Source organism: Spirosoma radiotolerans (assembly GCF_000974425.1).
GTDB classification, from domain to species: domain Bacteria; phylum Bacteroidota; class Bacteroidia; order Cytophagales; family Spirosomataceae; genus Spirosoma; species Spirosoma radiotolerans.
Genome location: NZ_CP010429.1, coordinates 653381 through 677421, shown reverse-complemented (window position 1 = coordinate 677421; position 24041 = coordinate 653381). Strand labels below are relative to the sequence as shown.

Below are 24041 nucleotides of genomic sequence, written 5' to 3'. Positions count from 1 at the left end.
GTGCTCCACGCTCGGAAGGCCATTTTAGCCTTTCTGGCAAACTGAATTTCAGTTACAACCAGCGTCCTTACAAGCTTACCGGCTGTTTTCCCGATTTAAGCGGCAACGATTTTCCTTTCCAGCGCAACGTCCCCGTCAGGTTATTGGGCAGGGTAACCGTGCCGGTTAGGCCGCCCGTTGGTGTCTTCTGAAACTGAACGGCTATCTCGCCTAACGGATGCGGCATTTTCCCATCGACCGTTGTCAAATCAGCCATAAATGGCTCAATCCGCACCGACTTGAATCCGGGTTCAGCGGGTCGAATGCCGCAAGTAGTCGACATAAATTCATAGAGCGGAGATGCGCTCCAGGCGTGGCAATCGGAGCGCGTCGGCTCGGGGTTTTCGGCAAACGTGGTTAGCCCCATGGCCAGCATATCGCGCCAGGGCTTCAGTTGGGCAATAAACTGATCGCCGAGTCCAGTCTTTTTGAGGGCTTCGAACAAATAGAACTTGAAGTAAAAGGTAGCCTGGGTCAGGGACGTATCCGCGATTGTTTTCTGAACCAAACCAGCCTGCTGGGCAACGGGTACAGCATCGGTCAGAACAGCCAGGATATTGGCATGCTGACTGAAGGACGTTTTATCGGGTGTGTCGGCGAACAGTCCACGCCCGGCATCCCAACACTGCGCAAAAACCGCTTTATTTAACCGACGGCCCAGCTCGCGGTAGTGTTCGGCGAGCTGATTCTGGCCATAGTGCGCCAGTAAATCACCCGCCCGGAAATACGTGTAGGCCTGCTGCAACGACAAAATACTCGAACCGCCCTTGCGTGCACCCGCCGGAACGCCACCCGCAATTTCGTCTTTCGCATTCTTCCAGGCTGACCAATCTACGAAATTCCACCATTCGAGCGGGCCGTTCAGCCCCGTTTTGGCAATCCGTTGCTCGTGCCAGTTCAGTACGCTCAGGATGCCCGGCAACATCGACTTCACAAAGGCATCGTCCTGCCGATGCATCCAGTAATCATGAACCATGCAAACCCAGAACAGTGAAAAGGTTGGGATCACCTGAAAATCGGCCGATGGGTAGCGACTCTGCGTCAGACCGTCGTTGAATCGACTATGGTCATAATCGAGAATGGCCTTACGCATCAGCCGGTCATCGCCCGTCACATACAGCGAAATCAGGGATTGAATCCGGGTGTCGCCGGTGTATTGCAGTTGCTCGTAGTACGGACAGTCGTAATAGGTTTCGCCCGCACACAGCCGGGCCGTTCGCCAGCCCACCTCCCAGATGGCTTTCAGCGTTGTGTCGCCCGGCATGGACGTGCCCGGCATGGAGGTGCCCAGCATGGAGGTGCTGGTAGCAAACTGTGCTTTTTGCTGGAAAGGATAGCCCGTAAACTGCCCAGCCAAATCCTCCAGAACAAGCGGTTCTCCCTTCGTCTCGACCGTGACCTGCAAATAACGATACGTCCGAAACCAGAGCGGCCGGAACGTTCGTTTGCTGCTGCCGTCGGGCAGGAACTGATCCTCAAACCCGAGCAATGTTCGTCCCTCTATGTCGTTCCGATTGCCTTTTTTGTTCTTAGCATCCACCAATGCCTCAGCATAGCCCAACGTTATGGTAGCTCCTTTGCCCTGGCTCACCGTCAATTCGGGATAGGCATTGGTCAGATGGCCCTGGTCGAACAGAAACACAGCCTTTGTGTTGGCCGGCACCGTAACCGGCGATTTTCCCTGAAGAAAAGCAGCGTCCATCTTCCCGTTTTCAGTGCGCCGAACGCTCGCCAACCGAACGGTACTTTCTTCCATCATGGGAATAGCTCGCGGCACGAGCCCCCAGTTACCATCAGTTCCCAGACCACGGGGTTTCGTCGGGAAGCCCAGCGGTTTGGCGGCTACCCAGGCTTTATCATCAAAGTTGGGTTGCTCCCAGCCCCACGGATATTGAGCCGCATCAACCCGATCGCCATCCCCCGCAACGATGTAGGTTTTCAGTTTCGGAATATCATTCTTAACGGGCGAATAGGCGGGGTTATGGAAGATTTTCCAACTGGCATCGGTGTTGACGAGTTTTTCGGCCTCACTGTTTCCCTGTACCAGAAACCCAAGCTGGTAGCTCATCTGCGCGAAAGGCGCCCCCTCCCCCATATACCACACCTGAGCGGCCAGCACATTGCGGCCCGCCTGCAGGTAAGGCGCCAAATCGATCGTTTCGTAATTCCAGTTTTGGGTATCGCTGCGAGCGGGTCCTATAGCCACCGATTTGCCATTCACGAACAGCCGATAGCGGTTATCGGCCGAGACATGCACCACAAAGCGGCCGGGCTTTTGGACCAGGTCAATGGCTTTTCGGAAATGATAAATACCATATTGACGAGCCGGTGCGGTTGGGTGAAGTATCCAGCGGGCCGTCCAGTATTGATTTGTCCAGTCGGGGGTAGTTGATTGGGCATAGCTCGCCGAGAGCGTTACTAAAAAGAGGGCCGTAAACAGAAACCGTTTCATAGAAGCAGAATAATGTGCAAGATAAGGTACATTTTTTCTTGACTTACTGATTATCGCCTTCTGGTTGTACTTTCGTGGTAGATTTCCTAACTCGGATAACCACATGTATCTTCTTGGATTTGACCTCGGCAGTTCGTCCGTCAAAGCGTGTTTAGTTGATGCCGATAGCGGCAAGGCTGTTGCGTCGGCCTTTTTTCCGGAAACGGAAATGATTATTGAATCTCCCCAGGCCGGTTTTGCCGAACAACAACCGGAAAACTGGTGGAAGAATGCCTGTCTGGCCAGCAAAGCCGTTATGCAAAAAGCGAATGTGCAACCCGCTGATGTAAAGGCGATTGGCATATCCTACCAAATGCACGGCCTGGTCGTTGTCGATAAAGACTTTAACGTCTTACGGCCCTCGATCATCTGGTGCGATAGCCGGGCGGTTCCCTATGGCAACCAGGCATTCGATGCGCTTGGCCACGACCGTACGCTGCATCACCTGCTTAATTCACCGGGTAATTTCACGGCCGCCAAACTCGCTTGGGTAAAAGCGAATGAGCCGACTATATACGCGCAGGTGGATAAGTTTATGCTTCCCGGCGACTATCTGGCGGCCCGCATGACGGGCGATATCGTCACTACGGCATCGGGTTTATCAGAAGGCGCTTTCTGGGATTTTCAAGCGAACCAGCCTGCCCAGTTCCTGCTTGATTATTTTGGCTTCGATGCCTCGTTGATCCCAACGATCAAACCAACGTTTGCCCCCCAGGGTGAATTGATGGAGTCGGCGGCTAACGAACTGGGCCTTGCCGCCGGAACGCCCGTCACGTACCGGGCAGGCGATCAGCCGAATAACGCGCTTTCGCTCAACGTCCTGGAACCCGGCCAGATTGCCGCCACGGCTGGTACGTCGGGTGTGGTCTATGGCGTTAGTGACCAGGCCAGCTACGACCCAAAATCGCGCGTCAATACTTTCCTGCACGTTAGCCATACCGTCGAAGCCCCGCGCTATGGCGTTCTGCTATGCGTAAATGGCACCGGAATTTTGAACAGCTGGCTGCGAAATCAGATGCTGCAACGATCGATCAGCTACCCCGACATGAACACCCTGGCGCACGAAGCCCCGGTTGGTGCCGATGGACTGGTTTGTCTGCCGTTTGGCAACGGTGCCGAACGCATGCTCGAAAACGCTGATCTGGGGGCCTCTTTTCAAGGATTGAATCTAACACGGCATGGCCTGCCACACATGATTCGGGCGGCTCAGGAAGGCATCGTTTTTGCCTTGTATTACGGCATCCAGATCATGGAAAGTGTTGGGGTAGGTCTGCAAACGATCCGTGCTGGCGAGGCCAACATGTTTCTCAGTCCACTCTTCCGCGACACCCTGGCCAACCTGACCGGCGCTACAATAGAACTGTATAATACTGACGGTGCCCAGGGGGCAGCTCGGGGTGCCGGACTGGGCTTGGGTCATTATAAAAATGCGCAGGAAGCCTTCGCCGGACTTCAGGTAACCAGGACAATCGAATCTGACATGCGCGCTCAGGAAGGCTACCGGAATGCCTACGAGCGTTGGCTAGACCTGTTACAATCCAGAAACTGAAGTAAATAAACGCCATCGGCATTCTTAAAAAAAGTGGGCTACAAACTGAAAACTTTCGGTTTGTAGCCCACTTTTTTTAACGCAATAAATAAAATAAGCGAGTCTTATAAACTCTCTGCATCCTGTAAAAAATACTTACTTCCTACGAACATTTTCGTTAATCATTTATAGTGAACCGTGCATGCATTAAGTTCCGTCCCTCAACAATAACCCTGATCAACCTACTCATAATCAATAGACTAAAAATATTTTCAATTAAATTAAATCCAAATGATATAGTACTGCCGTAAGTCTTCATGTTGTCGACAAACAGAGTAAAAACATTCAGTACACATTTCAACTTCTTAAAAAGAATAGCAACATGAAGACGCTTAAATTATTATTTTCTATAGTCGCCTTGTCGGCAATTAGTCAAGTTTCATTTGCACAGGAAAAAACAGTAATGGTTGGTGGTGCTCCCATGTACCCATCGAAAAATATTATTGAGAATGCTGTAAACTCGAAAGACCACACTACTCTGGTGGCTGCTGTTAAAGCGGCTGGTCTGGTTGAAACGTTGTCTGGCCCAGGTCCATTCACGGTCTTTGCTCCTACCAATAAAGCGTTCGACAAACTGCCTAAAGGCACCGTTGAAACACTAGTGAAACCAGAGAATAAATCAACGCTGACGGGTATTCTTACTTACCACGTTGTACCGGGTAAAATGAGTGCAGCCGACTTGATGAAAGCCATCACCGACGGCGGTGGAAAAGCTATGCTGAAAACAGCATCGGGTGGTACACTGACCGCCATGATGAAAGGTAAGAAAATCGAATTGATGGACGCTAAAGGCGGCACGTCTACGGTTACGATTGCCGATGTGAACCAGTCTAACGGTGTTATTCACGTTATCGACACGGTATTAATGCCTTAATAAGACATTACTCTTTATCCAACTGCCAAAAAAGCCCGACCAGACGGTCGGGCTTTTTTACGTTTAGGCCTGATCTAATAATCGGTTTGTTTCTTCTCCAATAAACTTTAAATCAACCAAATAAGGGGTTGACTTTAAATGGCGAATCCAGAATGAGAGAACCAGCCAACTGCGAGGCTCTCTACGTCCTATTTCTTTGAACAGTTGCTGAAAATTTGGTGAGTATGGATCATCATTTTCACTTTTCGACGTTTTCGTAATTTTACTAAGTTTTTCGAAGTCATGCGGAAGACCAAAATCTGTAAGGGATAAACCTGCCTCTTCTGCCGTAGCGATCATCCACTTTTCAGGGGCGGGACAGATAAAAATTAAATAATGGTGTCGCGTTGGATGTTTAAATAGCTGAAGATTATTAGGTACATCAACAATAAGATCAAACTCCGATACATATTTCAAAATCACCTTATCTTTATCAATAATACCCAAAGCGAAATCATTATGCAGTTTTTCCTGCATTAGTTTCACCACATTTGGACATCCTTTCTGGTGGTTGTATCGCCCTTTCGGCGGAACAGCTATTTTGAGGAGTTTAGTATCAATGTAACACTCAGGAATAACGTGCAAGTCCATTAGCTCAAATAGGCTTCATTATTGAAAAACAAATCGACGCCATACTTATGTACGTCTTGGATTTCATCCCTAGTTAGTGGTTTTGCTACCGTTTGCCCATCTTTGAAATCCACCATAAAAATAGCCAGATCATCGATAGCTCCCTCCAGGAAATCATTGACTATCAATGGGCTATGGGTAACAATGAAGAATTGATTTGTCTCTGACTTAATAACTTCCTGCGTAAATTCAACAATGTACGGAGGATAAGCATGAGCCTCTGGTTCTTCAAACAGCAACACTGAATTTTCATTGGAAGCAACGGCCGTTTTATAGAAAATGATCCGTTGTAACGTATCGGCTACAGATGAGTAGGGCAGCTGGAAAACCTCATCATCCCCTTTCTCTTTTTGTATTTTTAAAGATTGACTTGCAGTATCTAATACTAAACGTAAACCGTATTGCCGGAACCATTGGGCAAATTGTTTTCGTAACTTAGGCATCAACTCTAGCACATACAAGATATTATTTCCAAAGGGTGGTAATAGAAATGACACATGCTTCTCAAAAAGCTTAACATCTGACTTAAACGTGTATTTCTTTATCTCGTCAATAAAGATAGCATTAAAGCCACTGGGCTTAAACACATCAAATTTATCGTTGATTTGATAGGCCGACTTATCATTGATGTGAATGTTATCTGGCTGAGAAGTACTCTTTCTTGATAAGCCAACGGTGGTTATTCCCATCGACCTTAGAAATACTAATTCACAAGTCTCTACAAAGTCTTTACTAACCTCTCTTTTTATGCTTACAACTACTTTTTCATTGACCTCACCGTTGTAGTGAAGCTCGCGTAGATTCTCAACGCGAATTATGTCAGTCAACTTGCTCCAAGAAAAACTAAACAGCGATAACGCTTCCAGAATATTAGACTTACCAACATTCGGTCTACCAATAAATAAATTGATGCGCTTGAACCCACTTACGTTTAGCTCCCGAATGGACTTGAAATTACGGATTTCGATATGGTCAATAAAGTGATCCATGTGCAGTTGACGATTACACGCTAAAGTTAATAACAAAAAAGATGGTCGCTTGCACAACCATCTTTTCACTTGTCGGGCTAGTAAGCCCTACACATCATAACTCAGCACTGGGCTAAGCCATTTTTCAATCTCTTCGACAGGCCTATTTTTCCGTTGTGCATAGTCCAGTACCTGATCTTTGTTGATTTTCCCAACGGCAAAATACTTCGATTCGGGGTTTGAGAAATAGAAACCGCTCACCGACGAAGCCGGATACATGGCGTAACTTTCGGTCAGTTCAATATCTATTTTATTGGCATCCAATAGATCAAATAAGGTTTGCTTTTCCGTATGATCGGGGCAAGCGGGATAGCCCGGCGCGGGCCGGATTCCTTGGTACGCTTCCTTGATCAATTGCTCATTGGCCAGATTCTCGTCGGTTGCATACGGCCAGAATTCTTTCCGAACGCGCTCGTGCATCCGTTCAGCAAAGGCCTCGGCCAGCCGGTCGGCAATGGCTTTTACCATAATGCTGTTGTAATCGTCATGGTCACGCTCGTATTTGTCGAGCAGAGCTTCGATGCCGATTCCAGCCGTTACGGCAAATCCGCCGATGTAATCTTCCCGACCACTTTCCAGGGGAGCAATAAAGTCTGCCAGGCAGTAGTTCGGCAAACCCGGTGCTTTTTGATTTTGCTGACGCAGGAAATGAAGCACCGTCTTTGTGTCGTAAATTAACTCACCAGCCGGACTCACTGCCGTTTGAGACTGCGCTTTGCTGATTTTATACTCGATATGCTGGTGAGAGCCATGCCGTTCGCAGGGAACGTCGCGAGTGTACTCTTCGAAGTCGTGTAACAGCACATCATCGTCGGCCGAGTTAGCGGGATAGAATCCAACCACCGCTTTAGCCTTTAACAACTTCTTATCGATGATTTCCTGCAAAAGCTGATTGGCATCGTCAAACAACTGCTTCGCTTCTTTGCCAACAATAGCGTCGTCAAAAATAGCGGGGTATTTTCCATGCAACTGCCACGTCTGAAAAAACGGTGTCCAGTCAATATAATTGGCCAGTTCGGCAATGTCGTAATCGTCAAAATACCGATTGCCCAGGAAGGCTGGCTTGGTTGGCTCGAAGGTCGTCCAGTCTATTTTCGTACGATTCTCCCGCGCTTTCGAAATGGTCAGACTAGCCTTCTCTTTTTGCCGCTTCGCATGGTCATCGCGAAGTTTGACGTATTCAGCTTTGATTTCCGTGAAGATTTTTTCCCGCGTGCCATCGGTTTCACTAACGAGTTTGCCGGCAACGGGCACGCTCCGGCTGGCATCCAACACATGGACCACCGGCCCTGAGTAATGTGGATCAATTTTAACCGCGGTATGAATGCGCGATGTGGTAGCGCCACCAATCAGCAGGGGCATGGTGAAACCCTGCCGTTCCATCTCCTTAGCGACCCCAACCATTTCGTCCAGCGACGGTGTAATCAGGCCGCTTAACCCAATAATATCGACATTGTGTTCGCGGGCGGCATCCAGAATTTTCTGGGTAGGCACCATGACCCCAAGGTCAATGATTTCGTAATTATTACAGCCCAGTACCACGCCAACAATGTTTTTACCAATGTCGTGCACATCGCCTTTAACGGTTGCCAGCAGGATTTTCCCGGCAGAAGAGGACCCCGCGCCCGACTTTTCCGCTTCGATAAATGGCGTTAGGTAAGCGACCGCTTTTTTCATCACCCGTGCCGATTTAACAACCTGCGGAAGGAACATCTTGCCCGCGCCAAACAGATCGCCCACAATGCTCATACCATCCATGAGCGGCCCTTCAATGACGTGTAGCGGCCGTTCGACCTGTAGGCGGACTTCTTCTACGTCCTGATCAATATAATCTGTGATTCCTTTAATCAGTGCATGTTTCAGCCGTTCGCGAACGGGTTCGAGCCGCCAGCTTTCATCCTGTACTATCTCTTTCCCTTTCGCTTTCACCGTTTCGGCAAACTCGACCAGGCGCTCGGTGGCATCCTCCCGGCGATTGAGCAATACGTCTTCACAACGCTCCAGCAGTTCTTTAGGAATGCTATCGTATACTTCCAACTGGCCCGCATTCACGATGCCCATGTCCATACCCGCCCGGATGGCATGGTACAGAAAGGCCGAGTGCATGGCTTCCCGGACAACATCATTGCCCCGGAAGCTGAACGAAATATTCGATACACCACCGCTTACTTTAGCCAGCGGCAGGTTCTGCTTAATCCACCGAGTAGCATTGATGAAATCAACCGCATAGTTATTATGCTCTTCGATACCCGTGGCAACGGTCAGGATATTGGGATCGAAAATAATGTCCTGCGGAGCAAACTGAACCTTGTCGACCAAGATCCGATAAGCGCGTTCGCAAATTTGGATACGCCGTTCATAGGAGTCGGCCTGGCCACTTTCGTCGAAGGCCATCACAACAGCAGCGGCCCCATAGCGCTTCACCAACTGAGCCCGTTCAATGAAGGCCTCTTCGCCTTCTTTGAGCGAAATGGAGTTGACAATCGCTTTCCCCTGAACGCACTTCAGACCCGCTTCAATGACTTCCCATTTGGACGAATCGACCATGATGGGCACACGGGCAATATCAGGTTCGGCGGCAATCAGGTTCAGGAACGTGGTCATGGCCTCCACCGAATCCAACATGCCTTCATCCATGTTGATGTCAATCACCTGAGCGCCCCCCTCAACCTGCCCTCGGGCAATGCTGAGGGCTTCATCGAAGTTCCCTTCTTTAATGAGCCGGGCAAATTTCTTGGAACCCGTTACGTTGGTTCGCTCGCCAACGTTCAGAAAGTTGGTCTGCTCCGTAATTTTTAGCGGCTCCAGCCCACTCAATTTCTGATAAGGCTCCGGCTCCGGTAACTGCCGGGGTGGGTATTTGGCGGCTACAGTGGCAATAGCCCGAATGTGATCGGGCGTTGAGCCGCAGCACCCCCCAACGATGTTGACAAAGCTACTTTTAATAAAATCTTCGATTTGTGACGCCATCATATCCGGCGTTTCGTCATACTCTCCAAATTCGTTGGGCAAGCCCGCATTTGGGTAAGCTGACGTGAAGAAAGGTGCTTCTCTGGAAAGCGTTTGTATATACGGCCGCATCAGAGCTGCTCCCAGCGCACAGTTCAGTCCTACGCTAAGCAGCGGCAAATGCGAAACAGAATACAAAAAGGCTTCCGTTGTTTGCCCCGATAAGGTCCGACCACTGGCATCCGTAATGGTGCCCGAGATCATGATCGGAAGGGCCGTCTTCTGCGGATTTAAGTTGAAATACTTATCGATGGCGAACATAGCCGCCTTCGCATTGAGTGTATCAAAGATGGTTTCGACGAGCAGCAGATCCGAACCGCCATCAACCAACCCACTGACCTGTTCATAATATGCATTCACCAGACCATCGAACGTAATGGCACGGTAAGCGGGGTTGTTTACATCGGGCGACAGTGACGCCGTCCGGTTGGTTGGCCCCATGGCCCCGGCCACAAAACGTGGTTTGTCGGGTTGCTGCCCGGTCATCTCAACCGCTACCTCTTTAGCCAGCCGGGCCGACTCATAGTTGAGCTCGTAGGCCAGTTCCTCCATGTGGTAATCGGCCATAGCGATGGACGTAGCACTGAAGGTATTGGTTTCAATAATGTCAGAACCGGCTTCGAGGTACTGTTTGTGAATCGCCTGAATGATATCGGGTCGAGTCAACGACAGCAGGTCATTATTTCCCTTCAGGTCATGCGGCCAATCCCGGAATCGCTCGCCCCGATAGTCGCCATCCGTCAGGTTATACCGTTGAATCATCGTTCCCATTGCCCCATCGAGGACAAGGATACGTTCGTGAAGAAGTTCGTGTATCGTTTTCAAAGGCAGTAATAGAAGGCATGATTCGTAGTGTACCAACAGTTGATACCCTAAAAAAAATCCAATGAACAAAACAGCTTAGATACAGCCAGACAGATAGCGCAGAGCTAACTTATCTATCCCGCTATAAAGCGGGAGGAAATTGGCACCATTTCCTTGGGGTGGTTGGTTGCCAAGACATCATCGGGTCCGTTCCCTCCGTCTTTCTGGATAAGCCTACACAAAATTAAACAAAAAATCGGGCACCCCGACAATCGAGACGCCCGAAATCAATATACGCTTCTTCGTAATTACCAGGCGTCTTCCATATCCTCTTTCGTATACAGATGGTTACGCTCGGTATAAAACGACGTGTTGCCGGTGCGTTTGATTGCCAGCGGATTCTTGGCCGTCATGCGATACAACAGGGCGATGGGAAACAGAAAGACAAAAAACAGTACCGACAAAATGATTTTGCCGTTTATATTTCCCAACACCTCAGCCAGTTTGAACCACGCTTTTACGATAAGGTCACCGACGGCCGGAACAGCCAGACTCAGCACCCCTACAGCCGCAGCTCCATACAGAAACCAGGGCGACTTGGTTATAAAATACAGCACTACCAACCCAGTTACGATAACGAGCTGGGCTTTTACTTTTTCGGTAATATCCATGTGTTTAGAACAATGTGTAGATAAACGGAGCTACCGCCGAACCACCGCCAATGACGATCAGAACCCCAATGAGCAGCAACAGAATAATCATTGGAGCCAGCCACCATTTCTTGCGCTGCTTCATGAACTTAAAAATATCCTGTAAGAATTCCATACATTTATTTGAGTTTACTTACTTAATACTAGTTACCAGTTGACCCGTTCCTGGATTCGATTGTACCAATTTGAATAGCGCATCGCCTACCCGTTGGTTTACAATCGAACTGGCATGGCCATCATTTCGGCCCACAACCCGATCCTTGGGGGCAATATCGACCATTAGTTTTCCTACGTCTAGCATCGGTACGTTGTTGGTCTGAAAAAGATTCACAACCGGCTTAACATACTCAGCTGTTTTCTCGATGTTGTGCGAAAACGGGAACATAACCACGTAGAAACGGCAATTGTGTTCTTTGGCGTAGGTAATAAACTTTGTGAGATCACTCAGGTGGTCGTTGATGATTGCCGGTGTGCCATAAGCCGTCCGGGCATACACATCAAACGGGGCAAAGTTACCGTGCGGAAACTGCCAGTACAGGTAATTTAGCAGATACGACCGCATGAACAGCGACTGAATATAGCGGGGCAGATCGGAATAAGGTCTAAATCCCTGCGGGATCAGGCCATGCTCCAGCGCCACTTTTTCGATATCGTTTGGAAAATACTGTAAAATCAGTATATCGGGCGTTTTCCCAAACTTCAACAGCCGGGCATATTCATCGCGGGTGTCAGAACCGGATATGCCGAGGTTGTAGGTCACGTATTGTTTGGTACCCAACTTTTCGCCCAGAATATTGCCGTAACGCTCTTCGGCGGTTTTCAAACCGTGTCCCGCGCTGAACGAATCACCGACGATAAATACTTTCTTTTTCCCCAGCGTATCGGTTTTGGGTGCGTCGCGGTAATCGCCCGTCATGGGCGGCCAGTAGCGTTCAAACCAGATATGCGACGCCAGCGTAAGTCCGCCTTCCTGGCTTTGCGAAATGAACATAAATGCCATCTCGACAAAGAACATCAGCACAATCAGGGGCACAAACAAAGTGGCGACGTTACCGAGTAATTTAGGTGGATTCGGGTTTTTGACAACACCGTAGTAATACACACGCAACAGCTCGATAGTCAGCAACAGAAACAGACAGCACTTGATCAGACGAACGTATATGTTGTCGAATAACCCTTTGTGAGGATAGTCGAAACTTACCCCGAAATGGTCGCCGTAGAAAACAAAGAAAGTTAAAAACCCCAGCAGAAACAGGCGAATGGCACTGGAAACAAGTTTTGATTGCATTAAAACAGATCGTTCGTTAGTCTAAAACAAATTCTTCTTTCCAGTTATCTTTTTCCTGCCATTCGGGCTGTTTGCGTTTATCGAAGAGGTAATTACCGACAGCCAGATAATCCATTTCGGTACGCATAAAACAGCGATAGGCATCGTCGGGCGTACAGACAATTGGTTCACCACGCACGTTGAAGCTAGTATTGACGATGACGCCATATCCCGTTAATTTCTTAAATGAATCGATCAATTCGTAATACCGGGGATTGGTATCTTTATGGACAGTCTGAATACGAGCCGAATAATCGATGTGCGTAATGGAGGGTAAATCTGACCGCTGGTAGTAAAGTTTTTCACGCAGGGGGAAGCTGGCGTAATCGGCCGGTACCGGTGTCCGACGCTTCTGCGCAACCGGATGAACGAGTAGCATATACGGCGAGATGCCATCGTAGTCGAAATACTCGGCGCAATCCTCTGCTAATACCGACGGCGCAAAGGGCCGGAACGATTCGCGGTACTTAATTTTGAGGTTCAGTTTCTTCTGCATTTCGGCGTTGCGCGGGTCGCCCAGAATGCTACGGCCGCCCAGAGCCCGTGGTCCAAACTCCATTTGTCCCTGAACCCAGCCCAGCACATTTCCTTCAGCCAGCAGTTTGGCGGCATCCTGGGTCAAGTCCGAGAAGTTGGTGTAATGCGTAGCAACAGCTTTGTATTTTTTAGCCATCAGCTCCACATCCAGGTCAGAGAAGGTTGGCCCCAGATAAGAGCCCCGCATGGCATCCCGTTCGGTTGTGACAATCCGCTCCTTGCCAAAATAGATATGGTAGGCAGCGAGTGCGGCACCCAACGCGCCCCCGGCATCACCAGCGGCCGGCTGAATGAAAATATCCTTGAACAGACCCGATGCCTGTAGCTTTCCGTTCGATACGCAGTTGAGAGCAACCCCGCCGGCCAGTACCAGCGCATCGGCATTGGTCAGGCGCTTGGCCTCTTTGCCCATATTCAGCACCACCTCTTCGGTTAAATACTGAATGGCCAAACCCAGGTTACAATGCTGAGGTAATAATTCGTCTTCTGGCTGACGTTTGGGAAAACCAAACAACTCGGCCCATTTAGCTTCATTGACCATTTTCAGGCCGGTGGCGTAATCAAAGTATTCCTGATTCAGCCAGACAGAGCCGTCGGGTTTAAGGTCGGCCAGTTTGTCTTTGATAATGGCCATGTAACGGGCTACGTCAGGCGAATTTGGATCGCCATAGGGAGCCAGTCCCATCAGCTTATATTCGCCGGAGTTGACCCGGAAGCCCAGAAAATAGGTGAAGGCAGAATACAAAAGGCCCAGTGAATGCGGGAACCGCATTTCCTTGAGAATGGAAATATTTTTGCCTTCGCCTAAACCAATTGAGGCTGTTGCCCATTCGCCTACACCGTCGATGGTCAGGATGGCCGCCCGCTCGTAAGGCGACGGATAAAAGGCACTGGCACCATGCGAGAGATGGTGTTCGGGGAAAAGCAGTTTTACTTTACGGGATGGGTCATAACCCAGTTTCTCCAACTCCTGTCGGATCAGCCGCTTCAGGAACAGCTTTTCTTTAAGCCAGACCGGAATCGACATCAAAAAGGACCGTAATCCCTGAGGAGCAAACGCATAATACGTTTCGAGCAACCGCTCGAATTTGAGCAATGGCTTGTCGTAAAAGACAATAGCATCTAACTTATTGAGGTCTGCTCCACTATACTGGAGACAATATTTAATGGCTTCAGCCGGGAAACCGGGATCATGCTTTTTACGGGTAAACCGCTCTTCCTGAGCAGCGGCAATGATACGTCCGTCTTCAATTATTGCGGCTGCTGAATCGTGGTAAAAAGCAGAAATGCCTAATATGGTCATGAACTATGTTACTGGTCAAACAAGGCCAAAAGTAACGGTTTTTTTTGGCATACGAATCATTTGACTCAGTACCAATTACTTTCCGGCCCACTAGCAGAGTATATTAATCGCAATTTCAGTTACTTAAAAGAACAAAAGCGATCAACCAATACCTTTTATCCAAAGAAAAAGCAAAAAGGGATAAAGCGCTTAAATAGACTTGATGGGCAGGTCGTTGGCCAGCTTTTCGGCTACTCGCTTATAAGCCTCTCCATCCGGATGCATCCCATCATAGGTTGTTTTCCAGGAAAGTAAGGCCGAATAATCAATTACTTTCAACTGAGCGCGCTGGAAAAGTTGGCGCAGTTCGGGAGCCATCGGATAGGCCGGAAAAATAACCACGTAGAAATTGTCATTCCCAAACTGATTGCGATACAGTTGCTCCGATTTTTTCACAATCGTAACAAATTGTTCATACTGCTCGGTGCTATACCGCCGGGGAAAGTTGATGTTGAAGAGGTTAACGATGTTGCTTTTATACATGCCGTTAATCAACTGTAGGTTGATAGGATGTTTTTCTCCGTAAGTTCCTTCGACGGCCACCGTTTTGGGGTTAACGTAAGGCCAGTATCCGTTCGAATTATAAATCCATTTGGTACTGGGCGCGACTCGGGCTAAATGATCCTCGATGTACGTATAGATGGCGATTCCGTCTTTTTCAGCAATCTCGTTCCGCATATTCACCGATTGCTGAAGCGCGATCATGTGGGCAGGTGAATATCCTGATACGCCGTAATTGTAGGGCCGAAAACCGGTTGCTTTACCAAAATAATAGGGCATCGTACTTGTATCCGAGACCGCTTCGCCATAGGTGAACGAGCAGCCCAGAAACAAAGCGTATTTACCAGCGGCCCGCTGGTTATCAAAAGGGGTAATCCGGCGCGACAGGCTGTCTATGTGGTAGGTAATAGACACCTGTTTCGCGGATTGAGACAGATGGGCGCCCCCCGTGGCCGGTTGCTTTATGCGGTAACTTACCTCATACGGACCGGGAGCCGGCCGAACAATGCCCAAGGCGTCATTTCGCACTAACACGAGCGAGTTTTTCAACGGCTCGGCCTTGTCTGCCTGTGTATTATACTCAGCCTCCCTTTGGTACTTTTGTTTCCAGTGCAACAAAAGACTGGCTATTCCTTCAAGAGCTAACCAACTAAAAATGAAAGTTAGAAATGATACTGCAATTCCTTTAACCCATACTTTACCGTAGAGCATAATATATTACCAACGGAGACTCCTATACTACTATTTTACAGATGCACAAAGTGCTTTATAAATGAGCTAATGCTATTTTGTGTAATCTATTAACTAAATCTAACCCGAACCGCTTCGTCTTTACTTACAGTGGCAAAAATAGCAAGAAAATGGTCCGCGCGAATGAGCTAATGATTCAATCGTTTATCTAGTGATCCATAGTTCACGGATAAGATAAACCGTTTATCAACCTGAGTCTACTCATTACACCCCTGATGTTTACACCAAAGGATATTTGCAGGGATAATGGTCTGGCACCGTCGAAAATAAAGGATAGCGCTTCGCTCATATACGCAAAAAAATTACCTTTGGCCCATTCACAAAGCTCTATTGATATTGAAACTAGCAGCTATTGATATCGGCTCAAACGCAGCTCGTCTGCAAATCTCGACGGTATTGCACAACGATGACCTGGTTAGCTTTAAACGGGTTGAATACGTACGGTTCCCCCTTCGGCTCGGTCACGACGTATTTAATTACGGATCTCTGACACCCGAAAGTGAAGCACGGACAACCAAACTCATGCAGGCCTATAAGCTTCTTATGGAACTGCACGAGGTTGAAGGCTATATGGCCTGTGCTACCTCAGCCATGCGGGAATCGTCTAACGGGCAGGAGGTCGCCAAACGAATTGAAGAAGTAACGGGCATCAAAATTCATATAATTGACGGCCGCAAAGAAGCCGAGTTGATTAATGACGTCGTTGTACATGCACTCGACGACCGGCAATACTTACACATTGACGTTGGTGGCGGCAGCACCGAGTTGAACGTATACCTAAACCGGGAAAAGATCAATTCTAAATCCTTCAAAATCGGGTCAGTGCGCTTACTGGAGGGCAAGGAACACAAAGGAGCCTGGCGAAAAATTGAAGATTGGGTCGAAGACAATATCGATTCTTTTCAGGAGGTAACCGCCGTTGGTACGGGTGGCAACATCAGCAAGCTGTTCAACCTGGCCTCTAAAATTTCGGAAACCGAAACTACCCGGTCTGAAATCGAGCGCATCCGTGATTTCATTGCGGGCTTTAGCCAGGAGGACCGCATCAACAAACTTCGCCTGAACGCCGACCGAGCCGATGTGATCGTGCCAGCCGCTGATATTTACATCTCTGTCATGAAGTGGGCGGGCGCTAACAAGATTATTGTTCCTGATCTGGGCCTGAAAGATGGCATTATTCAACAGGTCTACGCGCAGGTGAAGAAACGAAAGTAGTTTTACCCCATATAAGGAACCCCGGCCTGAGTTCGTCAGGCCGGGGTTTTCTGTAAAAACAAGAGTTTATTTCGAGACTCTGCCACTTTTTACTTTTACAATGACGATGGGTACGCAGTGTGTATTGGCACAGGTGCACAACGCATTTGTCATGGTTGTCGAACGATCGGCATAGCACCCCAACGAATTATAGATTCGCACCGTGTATGTTTTGGGAATTCCCGTTCGGCTGATACCACCAACGATCACACCATCAGCCGGTATGGCGCTCCCCCGGCCTGAGAAGGTCCCATTGACGGCCATCTCATACGTTTCGGTTGGTTGATATCCGGTTATTGACACTTGCCCATCGCGTTGCGTTTCTGTAGCATAACAGGTGGCCTCTTTGATAACGACCGAAGCCATGGGATTGGCTCTGATGAATACCGTAATTAAGGCAAACGGGGTACAATTGGGGTCAGCAGATGCCGTTTTCAGGCGGGCATACACGTAGTAAATCCGGTCGGGGAGGTCAAAGTGTGCGGGGAAAATCACATTCCGTAACGTGGCCTTTCCCTGTCCAGGCATGACTTCGCCCACCGGCACACCGCCCCGTTCTGCATAGGGGTTTGCCTGATACGTATCAAACCGCACAAACTGAATGGTATCAGAGGGCAGAACCGTTGTGCTGACCTCTAATTTATCAATGGCACTTTCAGTACAAACCGTCAGGGATGTCGGGCTGGCGTTGGTGATACTCGGGCAAAAACTACCCTGCGCCTTTAGCACGGAGGTAATCAATAAGGCGGATAAGCTCAGAAAACTAATCCGAAGCCATCCTAACCAAGACCTTCGTCCGCCATTCCGTATCATGAGAGCTACCCCCATATTCTTTCTATCGGATATCCAGTCTATATGGCCGGTCAGTGAGAACCCCGACGCCGAATCAGCCTGTATTGATGTATGTATATACTATGTTTCGACTTCAGAATAACCGGTACGTCACGCCGATGCGAAATTACCCTCGTTACTTTTCGTTTGTATAGGCCGTCTGTACACGCATTATACCTGCGCGATATGGCCAACTATGTCTTTTTACATCAACAAAACCCAACTCCGTCCGACGTTCTCCCATTTTACGAACCTGGATTTTTCTTTAATGAGTATGCCCATCTGCGGCAGCAGGCTGAAAATTTTATTCTACTCTCGGCTGTAAACCAGGAAACTCAGCAAACCGAGGCCCGCTGTGCTTTTTTTATCCAGGCTGATGAAGCCTGTAGTCCGGCGGCTGCACCTTTTGGTTCCATCGAATTTTCGGAAACGTTGCCCGATGCGGTTCTGGATAAGTTCCTCTTCGAATTAACAGCAGCCGCCCGCAATGAAGGCGTAAAAAAACTACGAATCGTCAGTTATCCACATTGTTATGCACAGCAACAGGCAGCGCGGCTAATGAACCGGCTTTCCGCCCACAATTTTGTGCAACAATCCGCTCATCCTACCTATTATTTACCCATCGGTCGTCATTCCTTTGACGACCGGATTGTTCCAGCCGAGTGCCGACGGCTGCAACGATGTCGGCGAACTGGCCTCCAGTTTAACCAGTGGGCATCGACAGACGTAGCTGAAGTTGTGGATTTCATTCAGGAAACCCGGCAGCAGAAAGGGTATCCAATGGCCGTCAGCAGTCGTCGCGTGACTAAGTTGTGTCAGCAGTTTCCTGATCAATTCGTGGCCTTTGCAGTAACTGACGGGCCACGGCTAGCGGCAGTGACGATAACTGTACGCGTCCGGCACGACATTTTATATAATTTTCTGCCCGCATCGCACCCCGATTATCAGACGCTTAGCCCCATGGTGATGCTCATCGATGGGCTTTTCGATTATTGCAAGAAAACGGCGATACGGCTACTCGATTTGGGCGTGTCGCTCGATGCCAATAAACAACCAAAACCTGGTCTGATACGATTCAAGCGCAATCTGGGTGCGCAGGAGTCACCAAAGCAGGTATTTGAAAAGATATTATGAAAGAAGTCATAGGATTTTGCTAGCGATTCTATAAGCTGATCCAAAAGTCAGAACGGCTAAATTAACCAGTCGTCAAAACGCTCATTCCGACCTCTCACTTCCGGTCTGCTGTTTTTTTCGTTGTTTTGTAGAAAAAAGCACGCGAATAGGTGCTGTTTGCATGGTCGAAGCTGGTTTTAATCACATTAGTCAATTTCTGGGCGACTTGTTCGCATCGCTGGTATCGTTGCTGAAGGTGGCAATTCGTGGTCGGCATGCTACCCGCTTACCGGATCGTCAACTCCCTGTCTGCTCTGTTTTGGGCAACGGCCCATCGCTCAACGAGTCCTTAGCGGATCAATTCGACTTTATCCGACAAACCGAAATTGTATGCGTCAATAACTTTGCTCACGCGGAGGTTTTTCTCCGGCTTCGTCCGCAGGATTACGTTATCTCTGACCCTAATTATTTCGTCTTTACCGAACAGACCACCGACCGCGACGACATCCGGAAAACCCTGTCGATTTTTCAGGAGCAGGTTACCTGGCCCATGTTTCTGTATGTACCTCATTTTGCCAAAGGCTCTTATCTGCTGAACGTGATTGAACGGAGCAACCCGCACATCAAAGTCGTCTATTTTAACTACACGGTTGTTCGTGGTTTTCGAAAATTGACCTACTGGCTCTATTCGAAGGGGTTGGGCATGCCTCAGGCGCAAACGGTTATCATTGCCGCCCTGACGTTGATGATCAACCGAAAGTTCGATACCATTTACCTGTTCGGGGCCGATACATCCTGGCATGAACAGATCAGGCTGAACGACCAGAACCAGCTATTGATCAAGCAGATACATTTCTACGATACCCCCAAAGATTTAACGCATCAGCCCGTCTATTCCGATGCGCAGCGGCAGCGCACCTTTTCGATGGCCTCGCAGTTCTTATCCTTACACAAAGTCTTTCGGGGCTACGAAGTACTACGCAACTATGCCGACTATCGGGGTGTTCAACTTATAAATGCCAGCGCCAAAAGCTATATCGACGCGTTTGAGCGGACTACTCTAAACCAGCCGATTCGCCACTAAAAGCTGGTCAGCCAGCTTTTAAATTCGCGCTTTCACGCATACCGAACCGCCCAACTTGACTTATTTATTATCAACTCATGCTTGATCTCAGCAATAAATCCATTCTAATCACCGGTGGTACCGGCTCTTTCGGCAAGAAGTTCGTAGAGATGATGTACCAACGTCACCCGAACCTCAAACGCCTGGTTATCTACTCCCGCGATGAACTGAAGCAGTTTGAGATGTCGCAGCATTACCCACAGTCGAAATACAAGTCCATTCGGTTCTTTATTGGCGATGTGCGGGATGGCGAGCGGCTTAAGCGCGCTTGCGAAGGCGTCGACATCATTGTGCACGCAGCCGCGCTGAAGCAGGTCCCCGCAGCCGAATACAACCCAATGGAGTGCATCAAAACCAACGTTTTCGGAGCCGAAAATGTCATCAACGCGGCCCTGGATAATGGCGTACAACGGGTTGTGGCTCTTTCGACGGACAAAGCTGCTGCACCGATTAACCTATACGGAGCGACCAAACTTTGCTCCGACAAGTTATTTGTAGCCGCCAATAACATGAAAGGTAGCCGCGATTTGCGGTTCTCGGTTGTTCGGTATGGCAACGTCATTGGGTCGCGGGGCTCGGTCGTGCCCTTCTTCCTCGAAAAACGCAAAGACGGCGTCCTGCCGATTACGCACCCCGACATGACACGCTTCAACATTTCTCTTGAAGAAGGGGTTGAAATGGTCTTTCACGCGCTCGAACACGCCTGGGGCGGTGAGATTTTTGTTCCCAAAATACCCTCCTATCGCATCACCGATGTCGCTATGGCCATTGGTCCCAACTGCGAACAGAAACTAGTTGGGATTCGCCCAGGCGAGAAACTTCACGAGGAAATGATTACCGAAACGGACTCGCTCAACACCGTCGAGACGGATAAATACTACGTTATCACGCCCTCGACACCTACTTGGAGCGTTGACGATTACATGAAAGCCTTCAACGGGCGTCAGGTCGATATGGGCTTTAAATATAATTCCGGCACCAACACCGAATGGCTCAACGTAGACCAACTCCGGGAGCAAATCCGGGAACATGTCGACCCAGCCTTTTCGGTTTAATTACTTGTTCTCCGAATGAAAGTCCGGCGCCACTGACCCTCTTTGATTAGTTGCGTCGGCCTTGAACTCAGCAAACAAACTATGAATCAACCCATCCCCTACGGTCGTCAACACATTACGGACGAAGATATTGCCGCCGTTGCTGACGTACTGCGCGGTCCATTTCTGACCCAGGGCCCACATATCGGTGCGTTTGAGAGCGCCTTTGCCAAGTACATTGGCTGTCACTATGCGGTAGCCGTAGCCAATGGTACGGCCGCCCTACACCTGTGTTGCATGGCGTTGGGCGTAACGGAAGGCACACGGGTGATCACCACACCCATCACCTTCTCGGCCTCGGCCAACTGTGTTCGGTACTGTGGCGGAGAGGTGTTCTTTGCCGACGTTGACCCCGCAACCGCTTTACTCGACATACATGCCGTTCGTGCGTTGCTCGAACAGCATCCAAAAGGCTACTTCTCGGGCATCATCCCGGTTGATTTCGCTGGTTATCCGGTCGATATGGCCGCTTTCCGTGAACTGGCCGATGAATATGATTTATGGCTGCTGGAAGACAGTTGCCACTCGCCGGGCGGCTCGTTTACCGATAGCCAGGGCGTAGCGCACCGTTGTGGCGATGGGTCGTTGGCGGATCTTGCCATTTTCAGTTTTCACCCGGTTAAGCACATTGCGGCTGGCGAAGGAGGCATGATTACCAGCAACGACGAAGCCTTGTACAAACACTTGCTCCGACTCAGAACCCACGGCATCACCAACAAGCCAGCCGAGTTTACGGAACCCTATCCGGGTGAACCGGAGCGCGGTGGCTGGTACATGGAATTGCAGGAATTGGGGTATAATTACCGCCTGACTGATATGCAGGCGGCTTTGGGAAATAGCCAGTTAACCCGCGTCGACGCGATGCTAGCCCGTCGGCAGGAAATTGCCCGACGATATGACGATGCCTTTGCGGGAACCGCTGTAGACATCATTGTGCCGCCCACGGATGTCGTTCATGCGTATCACCTGTACGTGATTCAGATCGACGACCGGAAAGGGCTGTACGACTTCCTGAGAACCCGAAACATCATGGCGCAGGTGCATTACATTCCCGTTCATTTGATGCCTTACTACCAACAGTTCGGCTGGAAACCCGGCGATTTCCCGAACGCCGAGCGGTACTACGCCCGTTGCCTGAGCCTGCCCATGTTTCCGACCCTTACGGATGATGAACAAGCTTACGTGATCGAGTCGGTTAAGGAATTTGTGGGCGCATGAGTAGCATAGCGATCATCACGGCGCGGGGCGGCAGCAAACGCCTTCCCCGGAAAAATATTCGCCCGTTTCTGGGTAAGCCTATTCTGGCTTACGGCATTGACGCAGCCTTGCAGTCGGGCCTGTTCGATGAGGTCATGGTGTCTACTGACGACGACGAAATTGCCGATATTGCCCGGCAATATGGTGCATCGATTCCGTTTCTCAGAAACTTCGAAACAGCTGATGATTATGCCACTACGGCTCAGGTTCTTGATGAGGTTTTAGCCCAATATGCCCGGCAAGGACAGGTGTTCGACTATGCCTGCTGCCTCTACCCTACCGCTCCGTTCGTCACTGCCGACCTTTTACAAAAGGCATTCACGACCCTTACCGAAAAACAGTTCGATACGGTTTATCCAGTCCAGCCGTTTAGTTTTCCCATTCAGCGAGCCGTATTCCTGCGCGACGACAAGGTGCAGTGGTATCAGCCCGAACATGCGCTCACTCGCTCGCAGGATCTAGAACCCGCGTATCACGACGCCGGGCAGTTTTACTTTTTTCGGGTAATGTCATTTCAGAAAAATCAGCGCTTGATTACCAATAACTCGGGGGGCATTGTTATTTCCGAGATGCAGGCGCAGGACATTGATACGGAAACAGATTGGCAGCTAGCCGAGTTGAAGTTTAACCTACTGACCAGTCAATGACACAACTTCTTTTCCGGGCAGACGGAAACGCGCAGATCGGCCTGGGCCACGTTATGCGCTGCCTGGCGCTGGCCGATATGCTGACAGGACATTACACCATGCGGTTTGCCCTTGTTAAGCCAGCCGCCAATGTTAACGCTATGATCGAGCAAGCGGGGCTGTCCGTCATTCTCCTTCCTGAAAGCGGGCAGCAGGACGCTTTTTTAGCACACATTGCCCCTACTGACATTGTTGTGCTGGATGGCTATTCGTTCGATGAACCGTTTCAGCAGTCCGTGCGCTCCCGGGCAAAGAAGCTGGTTTTTATTGACGACTTGGCAACCGGCCATCAGCTTGCCGATGTATTAATTAATCACGCGGGTGGCATTACGGCTGCCGAGTATGATGCCTCGCCGGATACGCAGTTTTGCCTGGGACCACACTATGCCCTGCTCCGACCCGCGTTTCTGAACCCGGCAGGTTTCGGGCCAGTACCAGCCGACGGCCCCATCTTCGTCAGTCTGGGCGGTGCCGACCCGCAAAACATATCCCAAACGGTACTGGAGGCTATTTGGCAGGTTGACTCAACACTGCCCGTTCATCTTGTTCTAGGGCCCTTTCATCCAAATCGGGCCGCTATCGACGCGTTTCAACACCAGCTTCCGAACCTAACGATTCTGCAAAATCTGACAGCTCAACAAATGGTTGAGGAATTGACGGCCTGCCGTTTAGCCATCACGGCCTGCAGCACGATAGCCTACGAAGTGTGTGCCATCAACCGGCCCCTCATCACCGTCGTGACGGCCGATAACCAAGCACGGCTGGCACAGTTTTTATCCGAAGAAAAACTAGCCTTATCTGTTAATTTCCCGTCGTTATTGACGCGTTTGACGCCAGTTATTGCCCTGGATCAGATGCTGAAGCTCGCGATTCAATCCTTTGAGTTCTCGCCCGAAATCGTGGCCGACTCGTTAGCCAATCAACGCCGTTTTTTTGATGGCCGCTCGCCCGAACGATTCCGGGAGCTATTCCAAACTTTACGTTAAGATTAGTTAGTTGCTCCAATTAAATGCG

General features: G+C 49.5%; 19 protein-coding genes and 1 riboswitch. Of the genes, 9 read left to right on the top strand and 10 right to left on the bottom strand.

Annotation, left to right across the window (positions count from 1 at the left end):
- Positions 1-67: 67 nt before the first annotated feature.
- On the bottom strand, positions 68-2491 hold the full coding sequence (locus SD10_RS02590) for a family 78 glycoside hydrolase catalytic domain (protein WP_046375552.1): 2424 nt from the start codon (positions 2489-2491) through the stop codon (positions 68-70).
- A 103-nt stretch (positions 2492-2594) separates the two neighbouring features.
- Between SD10_RS02590 and SD10_RS02585 the strand changes: the two genes are divergently transcribed.
- Together SD10_RS02585 and SD10_RS02580 are read left to right on the top strand one after the other, a co-directional pair.
- Positions 2595-4079, top strand: a complete 1485-nt coding sequence (locus SD10_RS02585) for a xylulokinase (protein WP_046375551.1) — start codon at positions 2595-2597, stop codon at positions 4077-4079.
- 361 nt (positions 4080-4440) lie between these two features.
- Positions 4441-4992 carry a fasciclin domain-containing protein gene (locus SD10_RS02580; protein WP_046375550.1) on the top strand — a complete coding sequence of 184 codons (552 nt, stop codon included), beginning with the start codon at positions 4441-4443 and terminating at the stop codon, positions 4990-4992.
- Between the two features lie 63 nt (positions 4993-5055).
- Here SD10_RS02580 and SD10_RS02575 read toward each other — a convergent pair whose 3' ends face one another.
- The 8 genes from SD10_RS02575 to SD10_RS02545 all read right to left on the bottom strand — a co-directional run bounded on the left by SD10_RS02575 (position 5056) and on the right by SD10_RS02545 (position 15534).
- Positions 5056-5622, bottom strand: a complete 567-nt coding sequence (locus tag SD10_RS02575; RefSeq protein WP_148562373.1) for a hypothetical protein — start codon at positions 5620-5622, stop codon at positions 5056-5058.
- On the bottom strand, positions 5622-6650 hold the full coding sequence (locus SD10_RS29015) for an AAA family ATPase (protein WP_082111495.1): 1029 nt from the start codon (positions 6648-6650) through the stop codon (positions 5622-5624). Before SD10_RS29015 ends, SD10_RS02575 begins: the two co-directional genes overlap by 1 nt.
- Before the next feature lie 87 nt (positions 6651-6737).
- Positions 6738-10523, bottom strand: coding sequence for a methionine synthase (gene metH / locus SD10_RS02565; protein ID WP_046375548.1), 3786 nt, complete (start codon positions 10521-10523; stop codon positions 6738-6740).
- A gap of 106 nt (positions 10524-10629) precedes the next feature.
- Positions 10630-10737: riboswitch (SAM riboswitch) on the bottom strand.
- A 73-nt stretch (positions 10738-10810) separates the two neighbouring features.
- The gene (locus SD10_RS02560) at positions 10811-11173 is read right to left on the bottom strand and encodes an SxtJ family membrane protein (protein ID WP_046375547.1); all 363 of its coding nucleotides are present in this window, start codon (positions 11171-11173) and stop codon (positions 10811-10813) included.
- 4 nt (positions 11174-11177) lie between these two features.
- A complete protein-coding gene (locus SD10_RS29800) occupies positions 11178-11327 on the bottom strand; it encodes a DUF5989 family protein (protein WP_012928744.1) in 150 nt (49 codons plus the stop codon).
- A gap of 18 nt (positions 11328-11345) precedes the next feature.
- Positions 11346-12500, bottom strand: coding sequence for a hypothetical protein (locus SD10_RS02555; protein WP_046375546.1), 1155 nt, complete (start codon positions 12498-12500; stop codon positions 11346-11348).
- A 16-nt stretch (positions 12501-12516) separates the two neighbouring features.
- Complete coding sequence (locus SD10_RS02550; RefSeq protein WP_046375545.1) at positions 12517-14379, bottom strand: carbamoyltransferase family protein; 1863 nt, start codon at positions 14377-14379, stop codon at positions 12517-12519.
- 189 nt (positions 14380-14568) lie between these two features.
- On the bottom strand, positions 14569-15534 hold the full coding sequence (locus SD10_RS02545) for a hypothetical protein (protein ID WP_148562372.1): 966 nt from the start codon (positions 15532-15534) through the stop codon (positions 14569-14571).
- Between the two features lie 471 nt (positions 15535-16005).
- Between SD10_RS02545 and SD10_RS02540 the strand changes: the two genes are divergently transcribed.
- Positions 16006-16884 carry a Ppx/GppA phosphatase family protein gene (locus SD10_RS02540; protein ID WP_046375543.1) on the top strand — a complete coding sequence of 293 codons (879 nt, stop codon included), beginning with the start codon at positions 16006-16008 and terminating at the stop codon, positions 16882-16884.
- A 66-nt stretch (positions 16885-16950) separates the two neighbouring features.
- Here SD10_RS02540 and SD10_RS02535 read toward each other — a convergent pair whose 3' ends face one another.
- A complete protein-coding gene (locus SD10_RS02535; protein ID WP_148562371.1) occupies positions 16951-17652 on the bottom strand; it encodes a hypothetical protein in 702 nt (233 codons plus the stop codon).
- Positions 17653-17940: 288 nt separating this feature from the next.
- Here SD10_RS02535 and SD10_RS02530 point away from each other — a divergent pair, with 288 nt between their 5' ends.
- From SD10_RS02530 to pseG, 6 genes are all read left to right on the top strand, one after another.
- Positions 17941-18888 (top strand): GNAT family N-acetyltransferase, encoded by a 948-nt coding sequence (locus tag SD10_RS02530; protein ID WP_046375542.1) that lies wholly within the window; start codon positions 17941-17943, stop codon positions 18886-18888.
- A gap of 160 nt (positions 18889-19048) precedes the next feature.
- Positions 19049-19951: a hypothetical protein gene (locus SD10_RS02525; protein ID WP_046375541.1), complete on the top strand. Its 903-nt coding sequence runs from the start codon at positions 19049-19051 to the stop codon at positions 19949-19951.
- A 77-nt stretch (positions 19952-20028) separates the two neighbouring features.
- The gene (gene pseB / locus SD10_RS02520) at positions 20029-21045 is read left to right on the top strand and encodes a UDP-N-acetylglucosamine 4,6-dehydratase (inverting) (RefSeq protein WP_046375540.1); all 1017 of its coding nucleotides are present in this window, start codon (positions 20029-20031) and stop codon (positions 21043-21045) included.
- Between the two features lie 81 nt (positions 21046-21126).
- Positions 21127-22302, top strand: coding sequence for a UDP-4-amino-4,6-dideoxy-N-acetyl-beta-L-altrosamine transaminase (gene pseC / locus SD10_RS02515; protein ID WP_046375539.1), 1176 nt, complete (start codon positions 21127-21129; stop codon positions 22300-22302).
- Complete coding sequence (gene pseF, locus SD10_RS02510; RefSeq protein WP_046375538.1) at positions 22299-22988, top strand: pseudaminic acid cytidylyltransferase; 690 nt, start codon at positions 22299-22301, stop codon at positions 22986-22988. Before pseC ends, pseF begins: the two co-directional genes overlap by 4 nt.
- Positions 22985-24013 (top strand): UDP-2,4-diacetamido-2,4,6-trideoxy-beta-L-altropyranose hydrolase, encoded by a 1029-nt coding sequence (gene pseG, locus SD10_RS02505; RefSeq protein WP_046375537.1) that lies wholly within the window; start codon positions 22985-22987, stop codon positions 24011-24013. The genes pseF and pseG overlap by 4 nt, the downstream gene beginning before the upstream one ends.
- The last annotated feature ends 28 nt before the right edge of the window (positions 24014-24041 follow it).